Below are 16,570 nucleotides of genomic sequence, written 5' to 3'. Positions count from 1 at the left end.
CCCTTGAAGGGATTCCTGCACCCTGCGGTGACGAAGAATCCGAGGAGACAATCGTGACAAATTAACGCTTTTTGGCCACAGTGCTTTTGGTGGCTTTGACTGCGGTTTCAGTGGCGGTTTGGATGTGTGATTCAGCCAAGTCAGTGGCTTGTTTAACGGCTTTTTGCACCGACTCCACTGCAGTGTTGCTGGCGGTCACGGCTTGTTTGAAGAAGGCCACAGCTTGTTCAGAGCCAGAGGGTGCGTTTTTCAAAGCTGTTTCGATGAATGTCTGAACGGCGTTTTGGCTTTCAGCCGCTTTGCCTTCGAGACCTTGGGTGAATTCAGCGCCAGTGCCTTGGGCGATGTCATAGATGTGACGGCTGTAAGCCACAGACTTTTCAGCCAAAGGCTGCAAGAAGCTGGTTTGCAATGCAATGAACTCTTGTGCGTCTTTGACGCCCATCACGGCATGTGCGTGAGCGGCGGATTCGGTCAAAGCAGCGCGGCCTGCTGTGAGGTTGAGTTCAACCATTTTTTCAACGCCAGCGAAGGCTTTGTTGGACAGGCCAAACAGGTTGTCCAGGTTGGCTTTGTGGGTGGCGGTGATTTGTTCGACGTTCATCATGAAAATACTCCAGTAGTTAAGTTGGCTTGCAGAAAATGTTGCGTTGCAGCATTGGGGTGGAGTTTAGGGTTATCCCGCGGCTTTGCAAGAGCTTGAGGGTCGTTTGAGGGCTGATTAGAGGCGAAGTTCTAAAACTTGAAGTTTTTCAAGATCCACGCAGGCTTTTGGAAACTGGCCACAATGCAGCCTTGTTTCATGCGGCTTTTGAAGGATATGCGCGCTTTTTATTCGGACCAATTTGTGTTGCCCCTGCCACCTGGCCATCGGTTTCCCATGGCCAAGTACCGCTTGTTGCGTGACCGGCTGAACACTGAACTGCCTGATGTGAACCTTGAGCCTGCGCCAGCGGCCAGCGATGGGGAATTGGCCTTGGTGCACACACCCAGCTACATCCAAGCGGTGGCACAAGGCGCGCTGAGCGAGTCGCAGCAAAAAGAAATAGGTTTTCCTTGGACGCCAGCCATGGTCGAGCGCTCGCGCCGCTCCGCTGGCGCCACGGTGATGGCAGCTCGCTTGGCCTTGTTTGGCGGCCAAGGCGTTTCGGCCAACTTGGCAGGTGGCACACACCATGCCTATGCCGACAAAGGCAGTGGCTTTTGTGTGTTCAATGACGCCGCAGTGGCCACGCGCCTGATGCAAGCCGAGTGGGGACGCATGCACAAGCATCCGCTGCAAGTCGCCATCATTGATTTAGATGTGCATCAAGGCAACGGCACGGCGCGTATTTTTGAGCGCGACGCGCATGTATTTACCTTGTCCATGCATGGTGCGCGTAATTTTCCATTCGATAAAGAAATCAGCGATCTAGACATAGAGCTGCCAGACGGCTGCGATGACACGACCTATCTAGAGGCGCTAGAACAAGCTTTGGTCGAGTTAGAGGCCCGCTTTCAGCCCGGCTTGGTGATTTACTTGGCGGGTGCCGACCCGCACGAGGGCGACCGCTTGGGCCGCCTCAGCCTGAGCTTTGATGGCTTAGAGGCCCGTGATCGCCGTGTGTTTGACTGGGCGTGGTCCAAGCGCATTCCCTTGGCGTTTTCGATGGCCGGTGGCTATGGCAAGGAAATGACACATACAGTTCAGGTTCAAGTCAACACCTACCGTGTCGCCTATGCGTACTGGCAACGCTGGCAAAATCTACACAAAGACTCAAACAACCCAACGGAGATTCACCCATGACCGATTCCGCCGCTGTGGCCGCTGTGGACCACGCCATCACCTCACGCATGTCTGCTCGCGCTTTCACGCAGCAAACTGTCTCACGCGAGATGATTGCCGATATTTTGCAAGTGGCGAGCCGAGCCCCCTCGGGCACCAATACCCAACCTTGGAAGGTCTATGTGTTGCAGGGAGAGCCGCTGGACGCCTTGGTTCGCAAAGTATGCGCCGCCCATGAGGCCGTTCGCGCTAACCCCGAAGTGGCCAAACAATACGAAGAACAATATGACTACTACCCTGAAAAATGGGTCAGCCCCTACATTGACCGCCGGCGTGAAAATGGTTGGAGCTTGTATGGTTTGCTGGGTATTGGCAAGGCAGACAAAGACCTCATGCATGTTCAGCAGCAACGCAACTTCAGGTTTTTTGATGCACCTGTGGGCTTGATGTTCACGATTGACACCATCTTGGGACGTGGCTCGATGTTGGATTACGGCATGTTTTTGCAAAACATCATGGTGGCAGCACGTGCCCGTGGCTTGCATACCTGTCCGCAAGCGGCATGGAATACATTTCACAGCATCATCTTGCCGCACATTGGTGCTGCAGAAAATGAGCGCTTGGTTTGCGGCATGGCGATGGGTTTCGCTTGCAATGTCAACAAAGTCAATACTTTGCTCACGCCGCGTGTATCGGTGAATGAGTTCACCCATTGGGTGTCCTGAGCGCGATTCAGTGAGTTTGCAATGATCATCACCAGTCTGCTCGACACTGACCTTTACAAATTCACCATGATGCAGGCCGTGCTGCATCAATTTCCTAGTGCACAGGTGTCGTACAAGTTCAAGTGCCGCAACCCGGGGGTAGCGCTCGCACCCTATGTGCAAGAGATACGCGATGAAATTCGCTCGCTGTGCAGTCTGCATTTTCAAGATGCCGAGTTGTCGTGGCTACGTAGCTTGCGCTTCATCAAGAGCGACTTTGTCGATTTTTTAGGCTTGTTTCGTCTCAACGAAAAATACATTCAGGTGAATGCGCACTCGAGTGGCGAGATTGACATCAGCATCCAAGGCCCTTGGCTACATACCATTCTTTTCGAGATTCCCGTCTTGGCCATCGTCAACGAGGTGTACTTTCGCAACACGCAAAAAGTGCCTGACTTCTTGGAGGGTCGCCGCCGCTTGGATCAAAAGATAGAAGCCTTGCACGCTGAGCGTTTGAGCGATTTGAAAATTGCTGATTACGGTACGCGCCGCCGTTTCTCTAAGGCGTGGCATGAAGAGCTTTTGCGGGTGCTCATCTCTAAACTGGGTACTGGCAGCAGCGGGCAGTTGGCGGGTACGAGCAATGCGTTGTTTGCCATGAAGTTGGGCCTGACGCCCTTGGGTACCATGGCCCACGAATACTTGCAAGCTTGCCAAGCCTTGGGCCCGCGCTTGCGCGACAGCCAAGTCTTTGGCTTTGAGACATGGGCGCGTGAGTACCGAGGTGACTTGGGCATCGCACTGAGTGATGTGTACGGCATCGAGCCGTTTTTGCGCGATTTCGACATGTACTTTTGCAAGCTCTTTGATGGGGCTCGTCACGACAGTGGCGACCCGTTTAATTGGGGCGAGCGCATGATTGCGCATTACCGCCTTAACCGCGTCGATCCCATGACCAAAACGCTGATTTTTTCTGACGGATTGACCGTAGAAAAAACCATTGCCCTCTACCAGCAGTTCCGTGGCAGATGTCAGTTGGCGTTTGGTATTGGTACCAACTTGACCAACGATTTGGGCTACGAGCCTTTGCAAATCGTCATCAAGATGACGCAGTGCAACGGCCAACCAGTGGCCAAGCTCTCAGACTCACCTGGCAAAGGGATGTGTGATGACGAGAAGTACTTGGCGTATCTGCGTCAGGTTTTTGAAATTGCCCCGAGTGCCTGAAAAAAATCGGGCCCGTCGCAAACATGTTGCACCATTAAAAGGAGTTTTTTCATGACGCGATTGACAATGCGGTGGATTCCTTGGCTAGCTTTACCGATGTTGCTGACCCTGTCTGGCGGGGCTTGGGCCGCCGATTTTGACGGCGCGCAGCTGTCGGCAATTTGGGGCGTGCCATTTGCAGGTCTCTTGCTGTCCATTGCCTTGATGCCTTTGTTGCTGCCTCATTTCTGGCACCACCATTACGGCAAAGTCGCCGCCGCGTGGGGCTTGGCTTTCTTGGTGCCCTTCGCTTGGATGTTCGGCCCGGCCGAGGCTGGGGCCAACACCGTGCATGCCTTGTTCGCAGAATACATCCCCTTCATCATTTTGCTGACGGCCTTGTTTACCGTCTCGGGCGGCATTTTCATTCGGGGTAACTTGCACGGCAGCCCGGGTCTGAACACCGCCATTTTGGCGATCGGTGCAGTGCTGGCCAGCTTCATGGGCACCACGGGTGCTTCCATGTTGTTGATTCGCCCTTTGATCCGCGCCAACGACAACCGCAAGCATGTGGCGCATGTGGTGGTTTTTTTCATCTTCATCGTCTCCAATGCTGGCGGCTCCTTGACGCCTTTAGGTGATCCACCCTTGTTTTTGGGGTTCTTGAAGGGTGTGGACTTCTTTTGGACCGTTCAAAACATTCTTCCTCAGACTTTGTTTTTGGTGGGCAGCTTGTTGGCTATCTTCTTTGCGCTGGACTCGTGGTTCTACCATCGCCGCGAAGAGTTGTTGCCGCAAGACCCGACACCTGACTCAAAAGGCATTGGTTTTGATGGTGCTATCAACTACTGGCTGTTGGCCGCTGTTGTTGGCTTGGTGTTGATGAGCGGTTTCTGGAAATCCTCGGTATCTTTGAATATTTACGGCACAGAAGTGGGCCTTCCCGGCGTGTTGCGCGATCTGGGTCTTTTGGTTGTGACTTTCCTGTCACTCAAAATCACGCCAGCCAAAGTTCACGAAGACAACCAGTTTGGCTGGGGGCCCATGGCCGAGGTGGCCAAGCTGTTTGCCGGTATTTTCCTGACCATCATTCCGGTGATCGCCATGCTCAAGGCAGGAGTCAACGGCCCTTTTGGCGCAGTCGTCCAAGCCGTCACCCAACCCGATGGCAGCCCCGATGTGATGATGTATTTCTGGATCACCGGTGCTTTGAGTTCATTCCTCGACAACGCGCCCACCTATTTGGTGTTCTTCAACACCGCAGGTGGTGACCCGCAGGTGTTGATGACCACCTTGGCCTCGACGCTGGCCGCGATTTCGGCGGGTGCCGTGTTCATGGGCGCCAATACCTATATCGGTAATGCGCCCAACCTGATGGTCAAAGCCATTGCCGAAGACCGTGGCGTGAAAATGCCCAGCTTTTTTGGTTACATGTTGTGGTCTGGCGCTGTCTTGATTCCTTTGTTCGTTGTCATGAGTTTTATATGGTTCAAATAATGTCTAAACCCTCCATTTTGGTGGCGCGCGCCATCTTCCCTGAAGTCCTGCAGTCTTTGGCGCAGGTGTTTGAAGTCGAGAGCAACCAAGCAGATGAGGTCTGGTCTGCTGCAGAGCTGACCCGTCGCATGCAAGGCAAAGTGGGCGCTTTGACCACCGGCAGCGAGCGCATCGATGCTGCGCTGTTGCAAGCCAACCCGCAGTTGCGCATCGTGGCCAATATGGCTGTGGGCTTCAACAACTTTGACGTGCCCGCCATGACCGCGGCGGGGGTGCTGGCCAGCAACACGCCCGATGTGTTGACCGAAACCACCGCCGACTTCGGCTTTGCACTGTTGATGGCCACGGCCCGGCGCGTGACCGAGAGCGAGCACTACTTGCGTGCTGGTCTGTGGACCAAGTGGAGCTATGACATGTTTGCCGGATCCGAGGTACATGGTTCGACCATCGGCATCATTGGGATGGGCCGCATCGGCCAAGGCATTGCCCGTCGCGCCGCGCACGGATTTGGCATGAAGGTGATTTATCACAACCGCTCACGCCTCAGTGCAGAGTCGGAAAGCCAATGCAAAGCCATGTATGTGGGCAAAGAAGAATTGCTGAAAACGGCTGACCACGTGATGTTGGTGGTGCCTTACAGCGCCGAGTCTCACCACACCATTGGTGCCGCTGAGTTGGCGCTCATGAAGCCCAGCGCCACCTTGGTCAATATCGCTCGCGGTGGCATTGTGGACGACGCGGCATTGGCCGTGGCTTTGCGCGAAAAACGAATTGCGGCGGCGGGTCTTGATGTGTTTGAGGGCGAGCCCAAGGTCCACCCCGATTTGCTGACCGTGCCCAATGTGGTGCTGACCCCGCACATTGCCAGCTCATCCATCCCCACGCGTCTGGCCATGGCCAATTTGGCGGCGGACAACCTCATCAGCTTTTTCGCCGAGGGCAAGCCTTTGACGCCTTTGAACACGGTTGTTGCGTGATGGAAATTTGGGTTGCGGTAGGTTTTGGCGTTGTCATCGCCTTGCTTTTGTTGTTGCTTTTGCGTCGCACTAGCAGCAGCAACGAAGCAGCTGTTTTGGCTTTGCAGCAGAGCTTGCAAAGCCTGCACGAAAAGTTGGAGCGCATTGAGCGCGAGCTGCGCACCGAAATTACCGACTCATCACGCGGCGGCCGTCAAGAGCTGACGCAAAACCTGGCGGTGTTTCAACAAAGCCAAGTGCAGCAACTCACGCTCATGCAAAAAAGCATTGGCGACACGCTGAACCAACAGCTGCAGCAACTGCAAAAAAGCAATGCCGACAAGTTGGACGAAATGCGCCGCACGGTCGACGAGAAGCTGCAAACCACGCTGGAAAAGCGTTTGTCTGAGAGCTTCAAACAAGTGGCTGAGCGGCTGGAGCAAGTGCACAACGGCCTTGGCCAGATGCAAAAGCTCGCCGATGGCGTGGGCAGTTTGCAGCGCGTGCTGACCAATGTGAAAACACGTGGCATATTTGGCGAAGTGCAGCTCGAAGCCTTGCTCGAGCAAGTGCTCACAATTGAGCAATACGCCAAGCAAGTCGAAACCAAGCCGCGCAGCAACCAGCGCGTGGACTTTGCGATTCGTTTTCCGGGCCGAGGCGGCGTAGATGGGGAGCCCGTCTGGTTGCCGATTGATGCCAAGTTTCCTCGCGAAGACTATGAGCGCTTGCTCGACGCACAAGACCGCGCGGACGCTGTGGCTGCTGAAATATCGGCCAAGGCGCTGGAGGTGCGCATTCGCACCGAAGCCAAGAGCATCGCTGAGAGCTATCTGGCCCCACCGCACACCACTGATTTTGCGATTTTGTTTTTGCCTACCGAAGGCTTGTATGCCGAGGTGTTGCGCCGACCCGGCTTGATGGACAGCCTACAGCGAGACTACCGCGTCACGTTGGCTGGCCCCACCACCTTGCTGGCCATGCTCAACAGCTTGCATATGGGCTTTCGCACGCTGGCCTTGGAGCAGCAAGCTTCTGAGGTGTGGAAGGTGTTGGGCGCCGTCAAAACAGAGTTTGAACGCTATGGCGACTGGGTAGAGAAAGTGCGCGAGCAAGTGCAAAAAGCAGCCGACACCCTTGACCGTGCCGACACCCGCAGCCGTCAAATGCGGCGCGCCTTAAAGAACGTCGAGGCCTTGCCCGAAGGGGAAGCGCAAGCCTTGCTGCCCAAGTTTGACGAGGCCTTGGACGACACGGACACCCAAGTTTGAAGCGCGAACTTGCCAAGCTGATCGCAGGTCAAGTCTGTCTGCACGCCTGCATGGCGGGCATGCGAATGGCTGCTCCCTTGATGGCTTTGCGCAGCGGTCAAAGCGAAGCTGCGGTTGGTTTTTTGTTGGCGATGTTTGCCTTGACGCAAGTGGTCTTGGCTTTGCCTGCAGGAAGATACGCCGATTTGCATGGTTTGAAACGCCCTGTTTTTTGGAGCGTGCTCATGGGTGCCCTGGGTGCGGGTGCCGCGGGGGTGTGGCCTATTTTCCCTGTGTTGTGTTTCAGTGGGCTGATGACGGGGGGTGCCACGGGTATTGCCATCATTGCCTTGCAGCGCCACGTGGGACGTGCGGCGCAGGGCTTGGCGCAGATGAAGCAAGCCTTCAGCTGGCTGTCCATTGCGCCTGCATTTTCAAACTTCATCGGCCCGTTCACGGCTGGCCTGTTGATTGACCACGCGGGCTTTCAATGGGCGTTCGCGGCCATGGCCCTGCTCCCTGTGTTGGCTTGGGTTTGTATTCGACAAGCGCATGAGTTGGTCAAGGTGGTCATGCCTGAAGGTCATGAAAACAACAGTGCTTGGGATTTGTTGAACGAGCCCATGTTTCGCCGCCTGTTGATGGTCAATTGGTTTTTATCGGCCTGCTGGGATGTGCACACTTTTGTGGTGCCTATTTTGGGTCATGAGCGGGGTGTGAGCGCCTCTGCCATAGGAACTATCTTGGGCGTGTTTGCGCTGGCCGCAGCGTTCATTCGCATGATGATGCCGTTCATTGTGGCGCGTTGGCAAGAGTGGCAAGTCATCACAGGTGCCATGCTCATCACCTCCTTCATGTTGGCGGTCTATCCATTCACCGAAACCGTTTGGTTGATGGGCGCTTGCTCGCTGTTGGTCGGTTTATCACTCGGAAGTGTTCAACCCATGATCATGAGTACCTTGCATCAAATTACCCCAGCGCATCGGCATGGCGAAGCTTTGGGTTTGCGTTTGATGGGCATCAACGCGTCGAGTGTGTTGATGCCCATAGTTTTTGGTGCGGCGGGTGCCGTGATTGGTATCAGCGGCGTTTTTTGGTGCGTCTCTGCGGTGGTGGGCTTGGGCTCACGCAGCGCGTATTTGCTCAGAGTTCATAGAAAGCCCGAATGAAGTTCCATGCATCATCCACGCTGTCGACATAGGTGAACAAGTCCAAGTCTTCTTGCGAGATCGCGCCTTCATCCACCAGCACTTCAAGGTGCAACAAACGCTTCCAGTAGTCGCTGCCAAACAGAACAATCGGTACTGGCTTGGCTTTTTTGCATTGCACCAGCGTGAGGGTTTCAAACAACTCGTCCAGCGTGCCAAAGCCGCCGGGAAAGGCCACCAAGGCTTTGGCGCGCATCATGAAGTGCATTTTGCGCAGTGCAAAGTAGTGAAATTTGAAGCTGAGTTCAGGTGTGATGTACGGGTTGGGTGTTTGTTCGTGAGGCAGCGCAATGTTCAGGCCCACACTGATGCCGCCAGCTTCTTGTGCGCCGCGGTTGGCCGCTTCCATGATGCCAGGGCCACCGCCTGTGCAGATAAACAGTTTTTGATCAGCGGCTTGGTGCTTGCTGAATTGGGTGATGGTGTGGGCCAGGGCGCGTGACTGTTCGTAATAACGCGCGTTGCGCACCAACACCTCGGCCTTGGCAATTTGCTGGGCATCACCTGTTGCCCGGGCGAGTAGGAGGGCGCGGTGTGACGCTTCTTCGCTGCGAAAACGCGCACTGCCAAATACCACCACGGTGTGCTCAATGCCGTGCGCGATTTGCGCCAAATCTGGCTTGAGCATTTCCATTTGCATGCGCAAGCCACGCGTTTCGCGGCGCAGTAAAAATTCGGGGTCGGCAAATGCCAAGCGGTTGGATTCTGGTTTGAGTGAGTCACCGCTGTCGTAATGCGCTTTGAGGGTTTCCCAAGCTTGGGCCAAGCGTCGGTCGTGAGGGTCTAGCATTCCATCCATAGCTGAGATGTTACCGCCAGAAAGGGTTTGTCAAAACCAAAAAAAGGCCTCTGCAGAGGCCTTGATTGGTTAACCGATAAAGACTTAGACGCGCTTGCGGTATTCGCCTGTTCGTGTGTCGACTTCCACTTTATCGCCTTGCGCCACAAACAATGGCACAGCCACTTCGAAACCGGTTGCGATTTTGGCGGGCTTCAACACTTTGCCTGAGGTGTCGCCCTTGACGGCTGGCTCAGTCCAAGTGATTTCGCGCACGACGTTGGTGGGCAATTCGACAGAGATGGCTTTCTCGTCGTAGAACACCACTTCGAGTTCCATGCCGTCTTCGAGGTAGTTCAAGGCGTCGCCCATGTTGCTGGCTTCGACTTCGTACTGGTTGAAGTCGGCGTCCATGCACACATACATGGGATCAGCAAAGTAAGAGTAGGTGCAATCTTTCTTGTCGAGGATGACTTGGTCCATCTTGTCGTCGGCTTTGAACACAACTTCGGTACCAAAGTTGGCGATCAAGCTTTTCAATTTCATGCGAACAGTGGAGGAGCCACGGCCGCCTCGTTGGTATTCGGTGCGCAGGACAACCATGGGGTCCTTGCCGTGCATGATGACGTTGCCAACGCGGATTTCTTGAGCGGTTTTCATAGTGTGAGGTTTTCTGAGAGGAATGTGGCCCATGCAGCTCAAGCTGCCAAGGGGTTCGCAAAGCCAGTTATTTTAACGTTTTTGTGCCACAAAACGGATCAATTGAGTGGTGAGGTCGGTTTGGGCAAGCAATCGTTGCTGCGCATGGCGACTCCAATCCCGCCAGCGCCCAAGCGTGGCGCCTGACAGTGCAGGAAGTGGGCTGGTTTCTAGCGCATTCCAAACTGCATGAAATTGTCGTAAATCTGCAGGCATATCCAAGGTCGCCTCAAACGCTCGCAGCTTGTCGTGGTGTGCCAAGTCGGTTTGCGGGTAGATGTGCCAGGCGAACGCTTGCCCAGCCCACAAGGCGCGCACCAGCGAGTCTTCGCCGCGCACCAAGTTGAAATCGCAGGCCCACAGCAGGTGATCAAACTCGGTTTGGCTGAAGTAAGGCAGTTGGCTGATGTGCAACTGACCCCTGCCGCTGCTGGGCATATGAAGCGCTTGTGTGGCGGCCGCCACAGCGGCGCTGGGTCGACCTGGGCAGATCAACAGACGTGTGGGCTCATCGGCTTGGCTGAGCTGTGTCAACAAATTGGGCAAAGCTGCGGGCTCGTAGCAAAACAGGCTGACGCAACGCTCGTTGGCGGTGATGGGTCTGTCCAGTGGCAATTGGCTGAGCCATGCGGTCCGGTCAAAGGTGGCTGGCAGCGTGGGGCTGTTGTTGATGTCGCGCAGCAAACCACCCGTGTCGGGCGTGAAGCCCGGGAAGAAAAACCATTTGCTTGCGCCGCGAGCGGGTCCGCTCATCACGGGTGAGGCTAAGCCGTGTGAGCGGGCCACATAGCTTTGCGCACTGAGGTATTCGAGGTTGATCCACACGGGGGATTCGCCTTGCACCATGAGCGCTTGAAACGTTTCGGGCAGTTCGCAGCCGAAGGCCTCAATGACCACATCGCCTGCGGTCAACGAGGTGTTTGCCGCCAACGCTTGGAGCGTTGCATCGTTGGGCCACTGATGGACAGTCACGCCCGCGCAGCCCTGCGGAGCCATCCAAGCGAGGGCCGAGGCGTCGTCCACCCACAGGCGCACGGTGTGGCCGCGTTGTGCGAGGTCAGCGCACAGCCGCCAGCACACGCCAAGGTCGCCATGGTTGTCGATGACGCGACAAAAAATAGTCCAAATTTTTTTCACGTCTCAGATTGTCCACAATACGGGCATGTCCAAAAACTCTTCAGACGCTACGCCAGAAAGTGCAGCACCGCGTCACCCGCCGGAGCTGTTAGAGCTGGTGGCCAGCTTGCCTGCGCTGCCCGGCGTGTATCGCTATTTCGATGCGCAAGAGCAGGTGCTTTATGTGGGCAAAGCCAATAGCCTCAAGAAGCGGGTGGCGAGTTATTTCCAAAAAGAACACGGTGGCACGCGCATTGGGCACATGGTCAGCAAAATTGTGCGCATGGAAACCACGGTGGTGCGCTCGGAGGCTGAGGCGCTGCTGCTAGAAAACAACCTCATCAAAACGCTCAAGCCCAAGTACAACATTTTGTTTCGTGACGACAAAAGTTACCCGTATTTGAAGTTGACGCGTGGTGTGCCAGTGAAGATCGATGGCGCTCTCAAACAGGCTAACTCGGCAGTCGCCCTAGGCAACGCCACCACAGCCAGCCACTTGAGCGTGAACCCGCAACAAGTGCCCCGCGTCGTGTACTACCGAGGCACGGTGGACAAGCGCCACGACTACTTTGGCCCCTACCCCAGTGTGTGGGCGGTGCGCGAAGCCATTCAGCTGTTGCAAAAAGTTTTTCGTTTGCGCACCTGTGAAGATACGGTGTTCAACAATCGCACGCGGCCGTGTTTGCTGTATCAAATCAAACGTTGTTCTGGGCCATGTGTGGGCCTGATCTCCGTGGCTGATTACCAGCGTGATGTGGACAGCGCCATGCGTTTGCTGCGCGGCGAAACGCAAGAGGTGATGTCCAGCGTCGAGTCCCGCATGTTGGCGCATGCCCAGAAGCTGGAGTTTGAACAAGCCGCCGAGCTGCGCAACCAAATGAGCGCGCTCTCCAAAGTACTGCACCAACAAGCTGTGGACACGGTGGGCGACCAGGACGTGGACATCCTCGCCGTCAAAGTGCAGGGCGGCAAAGCCTGTGTCAACTTGGCCATGGTGCGCGGTGGCCGCCATTTGGGTGACCGACCTTATTTTCCCGTGCATGTGGACGATGCCGAGCCTGCTGAAGTGCTGGATGCGTTTTTGAGTCAGCATTACTTGGATGTGCCTGTGCCGCCCGCACTCATCACCAGCCATGCAGTAGACAAGGAGTTGCTCCAAGCCTTGATTGACCAAACGGGCGTGAAGATCACGGCGGTGCACAACCCGCGCGAGCAACGCCGTGTGTGGCTAGAAATGGCGCAACAAAACGCGGACATTCAATTGGCCCGCTTGCTGGCCGAAGAGGGCTCGCAACAAGCGCGCACCCGTGCTTTGGTAGATGCACTCGATTTAGCGCCTGAAGATTTAGAGCAATTCCGAGTGGAATGTTTTGACATCTCGCACACCTCGGGCGAGTCCACGCAGGCCTCGTGCGTGGTGTTTCAGCATCACAAAATGCAGAGCGCTCAATACCGCCGCTACAACATCGAGGGCATCACTGGGGGTGACGACTATGCCGCCATGCGTCAAGTGCTGGTGCGTCGCTACAGCAAGCTGGCTGAGGCGGTGCGGGCAGGCGAGGGAAAACTGCCCGACCTTGTGCTGATTGACGGCGGCAAAGGCCAAGTGAGCATGGCGCGTGAGGTGTTTGAATCGCTTGGGCTAGACCTGTCGCGCATCGTGGGTGTTGAAAAAGGGGAGGGCCGCAAGGTGGGCCTGGAAGAGCTGGTGTTTGCCGATGGCCGCGAGAAGGTCTACTTGGGGCGCGACTCGGCCGCTTTGATGTTGGTTGCACAAATTCGTGACGAGGCCCACCGCTTTGCCATCACCGGCATGCGTGCGGCACGCGCCAAAGTGCGCGTGGGGGGCAGCAAGTTAGAGGAAATTCCAGGTGTGGGGCCTAAGAAACGGGCCAAGTTGCTGCAGCGCTTTGGTGGGGCACGCGGTGTGGGCGACGCCAGTGTGGCAGACCTGTGTACCGTGGAAGGTATTTCGCAGGAGTTGGCGCAAACGATTTACAACGCGTTGCGCTAGCAGGTTTTAAACCTTCATCACTTCCAATAAGCGGTCCAAGCCACCGTCGTTGATAGCCACCATGGCTTGCTCTCGCACCTTGGGCTTGGCGTGATACGCCACCGACAAGCCCGCTTCGCCCATCATCAGTAAATCGTTTGCGCCGTCACCCATGGCAATCGCTTGTTTGGGGCTGATGCCGATTTGGGCACAGATGTGCAACAGCATCTTGCGCTTTTCGGCGCCGTCGCAAATGTCGCCCCAGTCTTGCGTCACCACATCGCCTGTGAGCTGACCGTTTTCAATCGCCAACACATTGCTGCGGGCGAAGTCGATGTGCAGCATTTCGCACACGCGGTCGGCAAAAAAGGTAAAGCCACCGCTGACCAAGAGCACCTTCATGCCGTGCGCTTTGCAGGTGTCCACCAGTTTTTTGGCGCCCGGGTTTAATCGCAGACGCTGCTCAAACACCTCGTGCAAGGCCGCTTCCGGCACGCCTTTGAGCAAGGCCACTCGGCGGCGCAAGCTGTCTTTGAAGTCGGTGATTTCACCGCGCATGGCAGCCTCGGTGATGGCGGCCACCTCGGCTTTGCGGCCAGCGGCATCGGCAATCTCGTCAATGCACTCGATGTTGATGAGCGTCGAGTCCATGTCAAACGCAATGAGTTTGAAGTCTTGGAGTTTCAGCGGGGCAGTGAAGCCTTGGATGGCAAGGCCAGGGGCGAATTCTGGGGCTGTGGTCATAGATTAATTATGGTGTGCCTCTGCACGTTAAGACTGCACCTCGGCTGTCTTTGCCACAGGTGCGGTGGGTGTGCCAAGTGAGCGCAACACATCGCGCACCAGTTGCGCGCGGTCTTTGGGCTCGGGCAGTTCGCGTTCGATGCGCAAACGGTCGTTGCCAGCGAGTTTGATGTGTTTGTTTTTTTGCACCAGCTCGATGATGCGCATGGCGTCAAAGGGTGGGTTGGGTTTGAAGCTGATGTGGGTCACGCCGGGTGCCGCGTCTACTTTGGTCACGCCGTAGTGGCGGGCTTGTACGCGCAGGCGATGCACATCAATCAAGGTTTGCGCTTGTGCGGGAAGTTTGCCAAAGCGGTCCACGATTTCTTCGAGCAGCGCGTCAATTTGATCGCTGATTTTGGCGGTGGCTAATTTTTTGTAGAACGACAAGCGCAGGTGGACGTCGCCGCAGTAGTCGTCGGGCAGCAGGGCTGGGGCGTGTAGGTTGATTTCGGTGGTCGCGCTCAGAGGGCTGAGCAAATCAGGTTCTTCGCCGTTCTTCAAGGCGCGCACGGCTTCGCTAAGCATTTCGTTGTAGAGCTGAAAGCCCACTTCCAACATATTGCCACTTTGACTTTCGCCCAACACCTCACCCGCACCGCGAATTTCAAGGTCATGCATGGCCAGGTAGAAGCCTGATCCGAGCTCTTCCATTTGCTGGATCGCATCCAAGCGTTGCGAGGCTTGCTTGGTCAGGCCCTGTGTGTCGGGCACCATGAGGTAGGCATAGGCTTGGTGGTGACTGCGGCCCACGCGGCCACGCAGCTGGTGTAGCTGCGCCAAACCAAACTTGTCAGCGCGGCTCATGATGATGGTGTTGGCACTCGGCACGTCAATGCCAGTCTCGATGATGGTCGAGCACAGCAGCAGGTTGTAGCGCTGTGCCACAAAGTCGCGCATCACGCGTTCGAGTTCGCGCTCAGGCATTTGGCCGTGAGCCACGGCAATGCGGGCTTCGGGCAGCAGCTCTTCCAATTGGGCGCGGCGGTTTTCAATGGTGGCCACGTCGTTGTGCAAAAAGTAGCACTGGCCGCCACGTTTGAGTTCGCGCAACACGGCTTCACGGATCACGCCATTGCCTTCGTTACGCACAAAAGTTTTGATGGCAAGACGGCGTTGTGGCGCGGTGGCAATCACGCTCAAATCGCGCAGGCCTTCAAGGGCCATGCCGAGGGTGCGAGGAATCGGCGTGGCCGTGAGCGTGAGCACATCCACCTCTGCGCGCATGGCTTTCATGGCCTCTTTGTGGCGCACGCCAAAGCGGTGCTCTTCGTCGATGATGAGTAGACCCAGGTCTTTGAACTTGACTGACTCGCTGAGCAACTTGTGTGTGCCCACCACGATGTCCACCTGGCCTTGTGCCAAACCTTTGGCGGCGGCGGTGATTTCTTTGGCCGAACGAAAGCGGCTCATCTCTGCAATTTTGATGGGCCACTTGCTGAAGCGATCGGTGAGCGTTTGGAAATGTTGCTCGGCCAGCAAGGTGGTTGGTGCCAGCAAGGCCACTTGTTTGCCACCGGTGACCGCGACGAAGGCAGCACGCAGGGCCACTTCGGTTTTGCCAAAGCCCACATCGCCGCACACCAATCGGTCCATGGGGCGTGGGCTGATCATGTCTTGAATGACCGCATGAATGGCGGCGCGTTGGTCGGCCGTTTCTTCAAAGCCAAAGTCGTTGGCAAAGGTTTCGTAGTCTTGTGGTGAGTAGCGGAAAGGGTGGCCTTGGCGCGCGGCACGGCGAGCGTAAATGTTCAGCAGCTCGGCTGCGGCGTCGCGCACTTGTTCGGCGGCACGGCGTTTGGCCTTGTCCCATTGGGCGGAGCCGAGTTTGTGCAGCGGTGCTTCGTCGGCGCTCACGCCGGTGTAGCGGCCAATCAGATGCAGCTGGCTCACTGGCACATAAAGCACGGCGTTGTCGGCGTATTCGAGGTGCAAAAACTCTTGCAGTGCGGGCGAACCATCGGCGTTTTTCTCGCCCAAGTCCATGTTGATGAGTCCTCGGTAGCGGCCAATGCCGTGGGCGTTGTGCACCACGGGGTCACCGAGGTTGAGTTCAGACAAGTCTTTGATGAGGGCTTCGACATCGCTCACCTGTTCTTGCTTTTTGCGTCGGCGCGTGGTGGCGCCGACAGCAAACAACTCGGTTTCGGTGATGAGTTCTAGGCCAGCTTCGGTCCAGCTAAAGCCCACTTGCAGTGCGGCAGTGGTAATGCCAATTTTTTCGTCGCTGGTTTGAAAATCGGCCAACGAATCAAATGCAGTTGGGGTGACGTTGGAGGAGCGCAAGAAGTCCAGCAAGCTTTCGCGGCGGCCATCGCTTTCGGCCAAGATGAGTAAGCGGTTGGCTGTTTTGCTGGCGTGCACTTGTAGCTTTTGCAGCGGGTCTGCCGCGCCACGCACCACAGTGAGGTCGGGCAACGTCTGGGCAAATGCGTTGTCAATGACGTCGGTCACATGCGGGCGCAGTGCAAACTGCGCATAGCTGTTCGCCGAGGCGTAAAACTGCTCGGCGCTTAAAAATAAATGCGCAGGTGGCAACGCTGGGCGCTCGGGGTCGCCCTGCACCAAACGATAGCGGTCTTGGGTGTCTTGCCAAAAGCGTTGGAACACGGGCT

Annotated in this window: 14 protein-coding genes; 8 read left to right on the top strand and 6 right to left on the bottom strand. The window is 56.2% G+C overall.

Annotation, left to right across the window (positions count from 1 at the left end):
- Positions 1-61: 61 nt before the first annotated feature.
- Positions 62-607 (bottom strand): phasin family protein, encoded by a 546-nt coding sequence (locus tag V7Q41_RS06180; RefSeq protein WP_333844294.1) that lies wholly within the window; start codon positions 605-607, stop codon positions 62-64.
- Positions 608-820: 213 nt separating this feature from the next.
- Between V7Q41_RS06180 and V7Q41_RS06175 the strand changes: the two genes are divergently transcribed.
- From V7Q41_RS06175 to V7Q41_RS06145, 7 genes are read left to right on the top strand one after another with little or no spacing between them, the layout of a single operon-like run.
- Positions 821-1,786, top strand: coding sequence for a histone deacetylase family protein (locus V7Q41_RS06175; RefSeq protein WP_333844529.1), 966 nt, complete (start codon positions 821-823; stop codon positions 1,784-1,786).
- Entirely contained in the window at positions 1,783-2,490 is a 708-nt protein-coding gene (locus tag V7Q41_RS06170; protein ID WP_333844292.1) for a nitroreductase, read from the top strand. Before V7Q41_RS06175 ends, V7Q41_RS06170 begins: the two co-directional genes overlap by 4 nt.
- A gap of 21 nt (positions 2,491-2,511) precedes the next feature.
- Entirely contained in the window at positions 2,512-3,696 is a 1,185-nt protein-coding gene (pncB, locus tag V7Q41_RS06165) for a nicotinate phosphoribosyltransferase (RefSeq protein WP_333844290.1), read from the top strand.
- A gap of 51 nt (positions 3,697-3,747) precedes the next feature.
- The gene (locus V7Q41_RS06160) at positions 3,748-5,172 is read left to right on the top strand and encodes a sodium:proton antiporter (protein ID WP_442918811.1); all 1,425 of its coding nucleotides are present in this window, start codon (positions 3,748-3,750) and stop codon (positions 5,170-5,172) included.
- A complete protein-coding gene (locus V7Q41_RS06155; protein ID WP_333844288.1) occupies positions 5,172-6,149 on the top strand; it encodes a 2-hydroxyacid dehydrogenase in 978 nt (325 codons plus the stop codon). Before V7Q41_RS06160 ends, V7Q41_RS06155 begins: the two co-directional genes overlap by 1 nt.
- Entirely contained in the window at positions 6,149-7,399 is a 1,251-nt protein-coding gene (locus V7Q41_RS06150; protein ID WP_333844286.1) for a DNA recombination protein RmuC, read from the top strand. The genes V7Q41_RS06155 and V7Q41_RS06150 overlap by 1 nt, the downstream gene beginning before the upstream one ends.
- On the top strand, positions 7,396-8,547 hold the full coding sequence (locus V7Q41_RS06145) for an MFS transporter (protein WP_333844283.1): 1,152 nt from the start codon (positions 7,396-7,398) through the stop codon (positions 8,545-8,547). The genes V7Q41_RS06150 and V7Q41_RS06145 overlap by 4 nt, the downstream gene beginning before the upstream one ends.
- Here the strand turns inward: V7Q41_RS06145 and V7Q41_RS06140 are convergent.
- The 3 genes from V7Q41_RS06140 to earP all read right to left on the bottom strand — a co-directional run bounded on the left by V7Q41_RS06140 (position 8,522) and on the right by earP (position 11,200).
- Positions 8,522-9,385 carry a TIGR00730 family Rossman fold protein gene (locus V7Q41_RS06140; RefSeq protein WP_333844280.1) on the bottom strand — a complete coding sequence of 288 codons (864 nt, stop codon included), beginning with the start codon at positions 9,383-9,385 and terminating at the stop codon, positions 8,522-8,524. The two genes, V7Q41_RS06145 and V7Q41_RS06140, sit on opposite strands and share 26 nt — an antisense overlap.
- Positions 9,386-9,469: 84 nt before the next feature.
- Positions 9,470-10,024 carry an elongation factor P gene (gene efp / locus V7Q41_RS06135; RefSeq protein ID WP_310625195.1) on the bottom strand — a complete coding sequence of 185 codons (555 nt, stop codon included), beginning with the start codon at positions 10,022-10,024 and terminating at the stop codon, positions 9,470-9,472.
- 72 nt (positions 10,025-10,096) lie between these two features.
- Complete coding sequence (earP, locus tag V7Q41_RS06130) at positions 10,097-11,200, bottom strand: elongation factor P maturation arginine rhamnosyltransferase EarP (protein ID WP_333844276.1); 1,104 nt, start codon at positions 11,198-11,200, stop codon at positions 10,097-10,099.
- Between the two features lie 25 nt (positions 11,201-11,225).
- On the opposite strand from earP, the gene uvrC reads away from it, so the two are divergent.
- Positions 11,226-13,193, top strand: coding sequence for an excinuclease ABC subunit UvrC (uvrC, locus tag V7Q41_RS06125; RefSeq protein WP_333844272.1), 1,968 nt, complete (start codon positions 11,226-11,228; stop codon positions 13,191-13,193).
- Between the two features lie 6 nt (positions 13,194-13,199).
- Here the strand turns inward: uvrC and serB are convergent, their stop codons facing one another.
- Positions 13,200-13,916, bottom strand: a complete 717-nt coding sequence (gene serB / locus V7Q41_RS06120; RefSeq protein ID WP_333844269.1) for a phosphoserine phosphatase SerB — start codon at positions 13,914-13,916, stop codon at positions 13,200-13,202.
- 27 nt (positions 13,917-13,943) lie between these two features.
- Positions 13,944-16,570 (bottom strand): transcription-repair coupling factor (gene mfd / locus V7Q41_RS06115; protein ID WP_333844267.1); only part of this gene is annotated, 2,627 nt, incomplete at its 5' end.

Origin of the sequence: Limnohabitans sp. (assembly GCF_036804465.1) — a bacterium.
In the GTDB taxonomy this organism is placed as follows: Bacteria; Pseudomonadota; Gammaproteobacteria; order Burkholderiales; family Burkholderiaceae_C; genus Limnohabitans.
The sequence above is the reverse complement of the archived record's forward strand: the minus strand, read 5'-3'. Positions and strand labels throughout refer to the sequence as shown.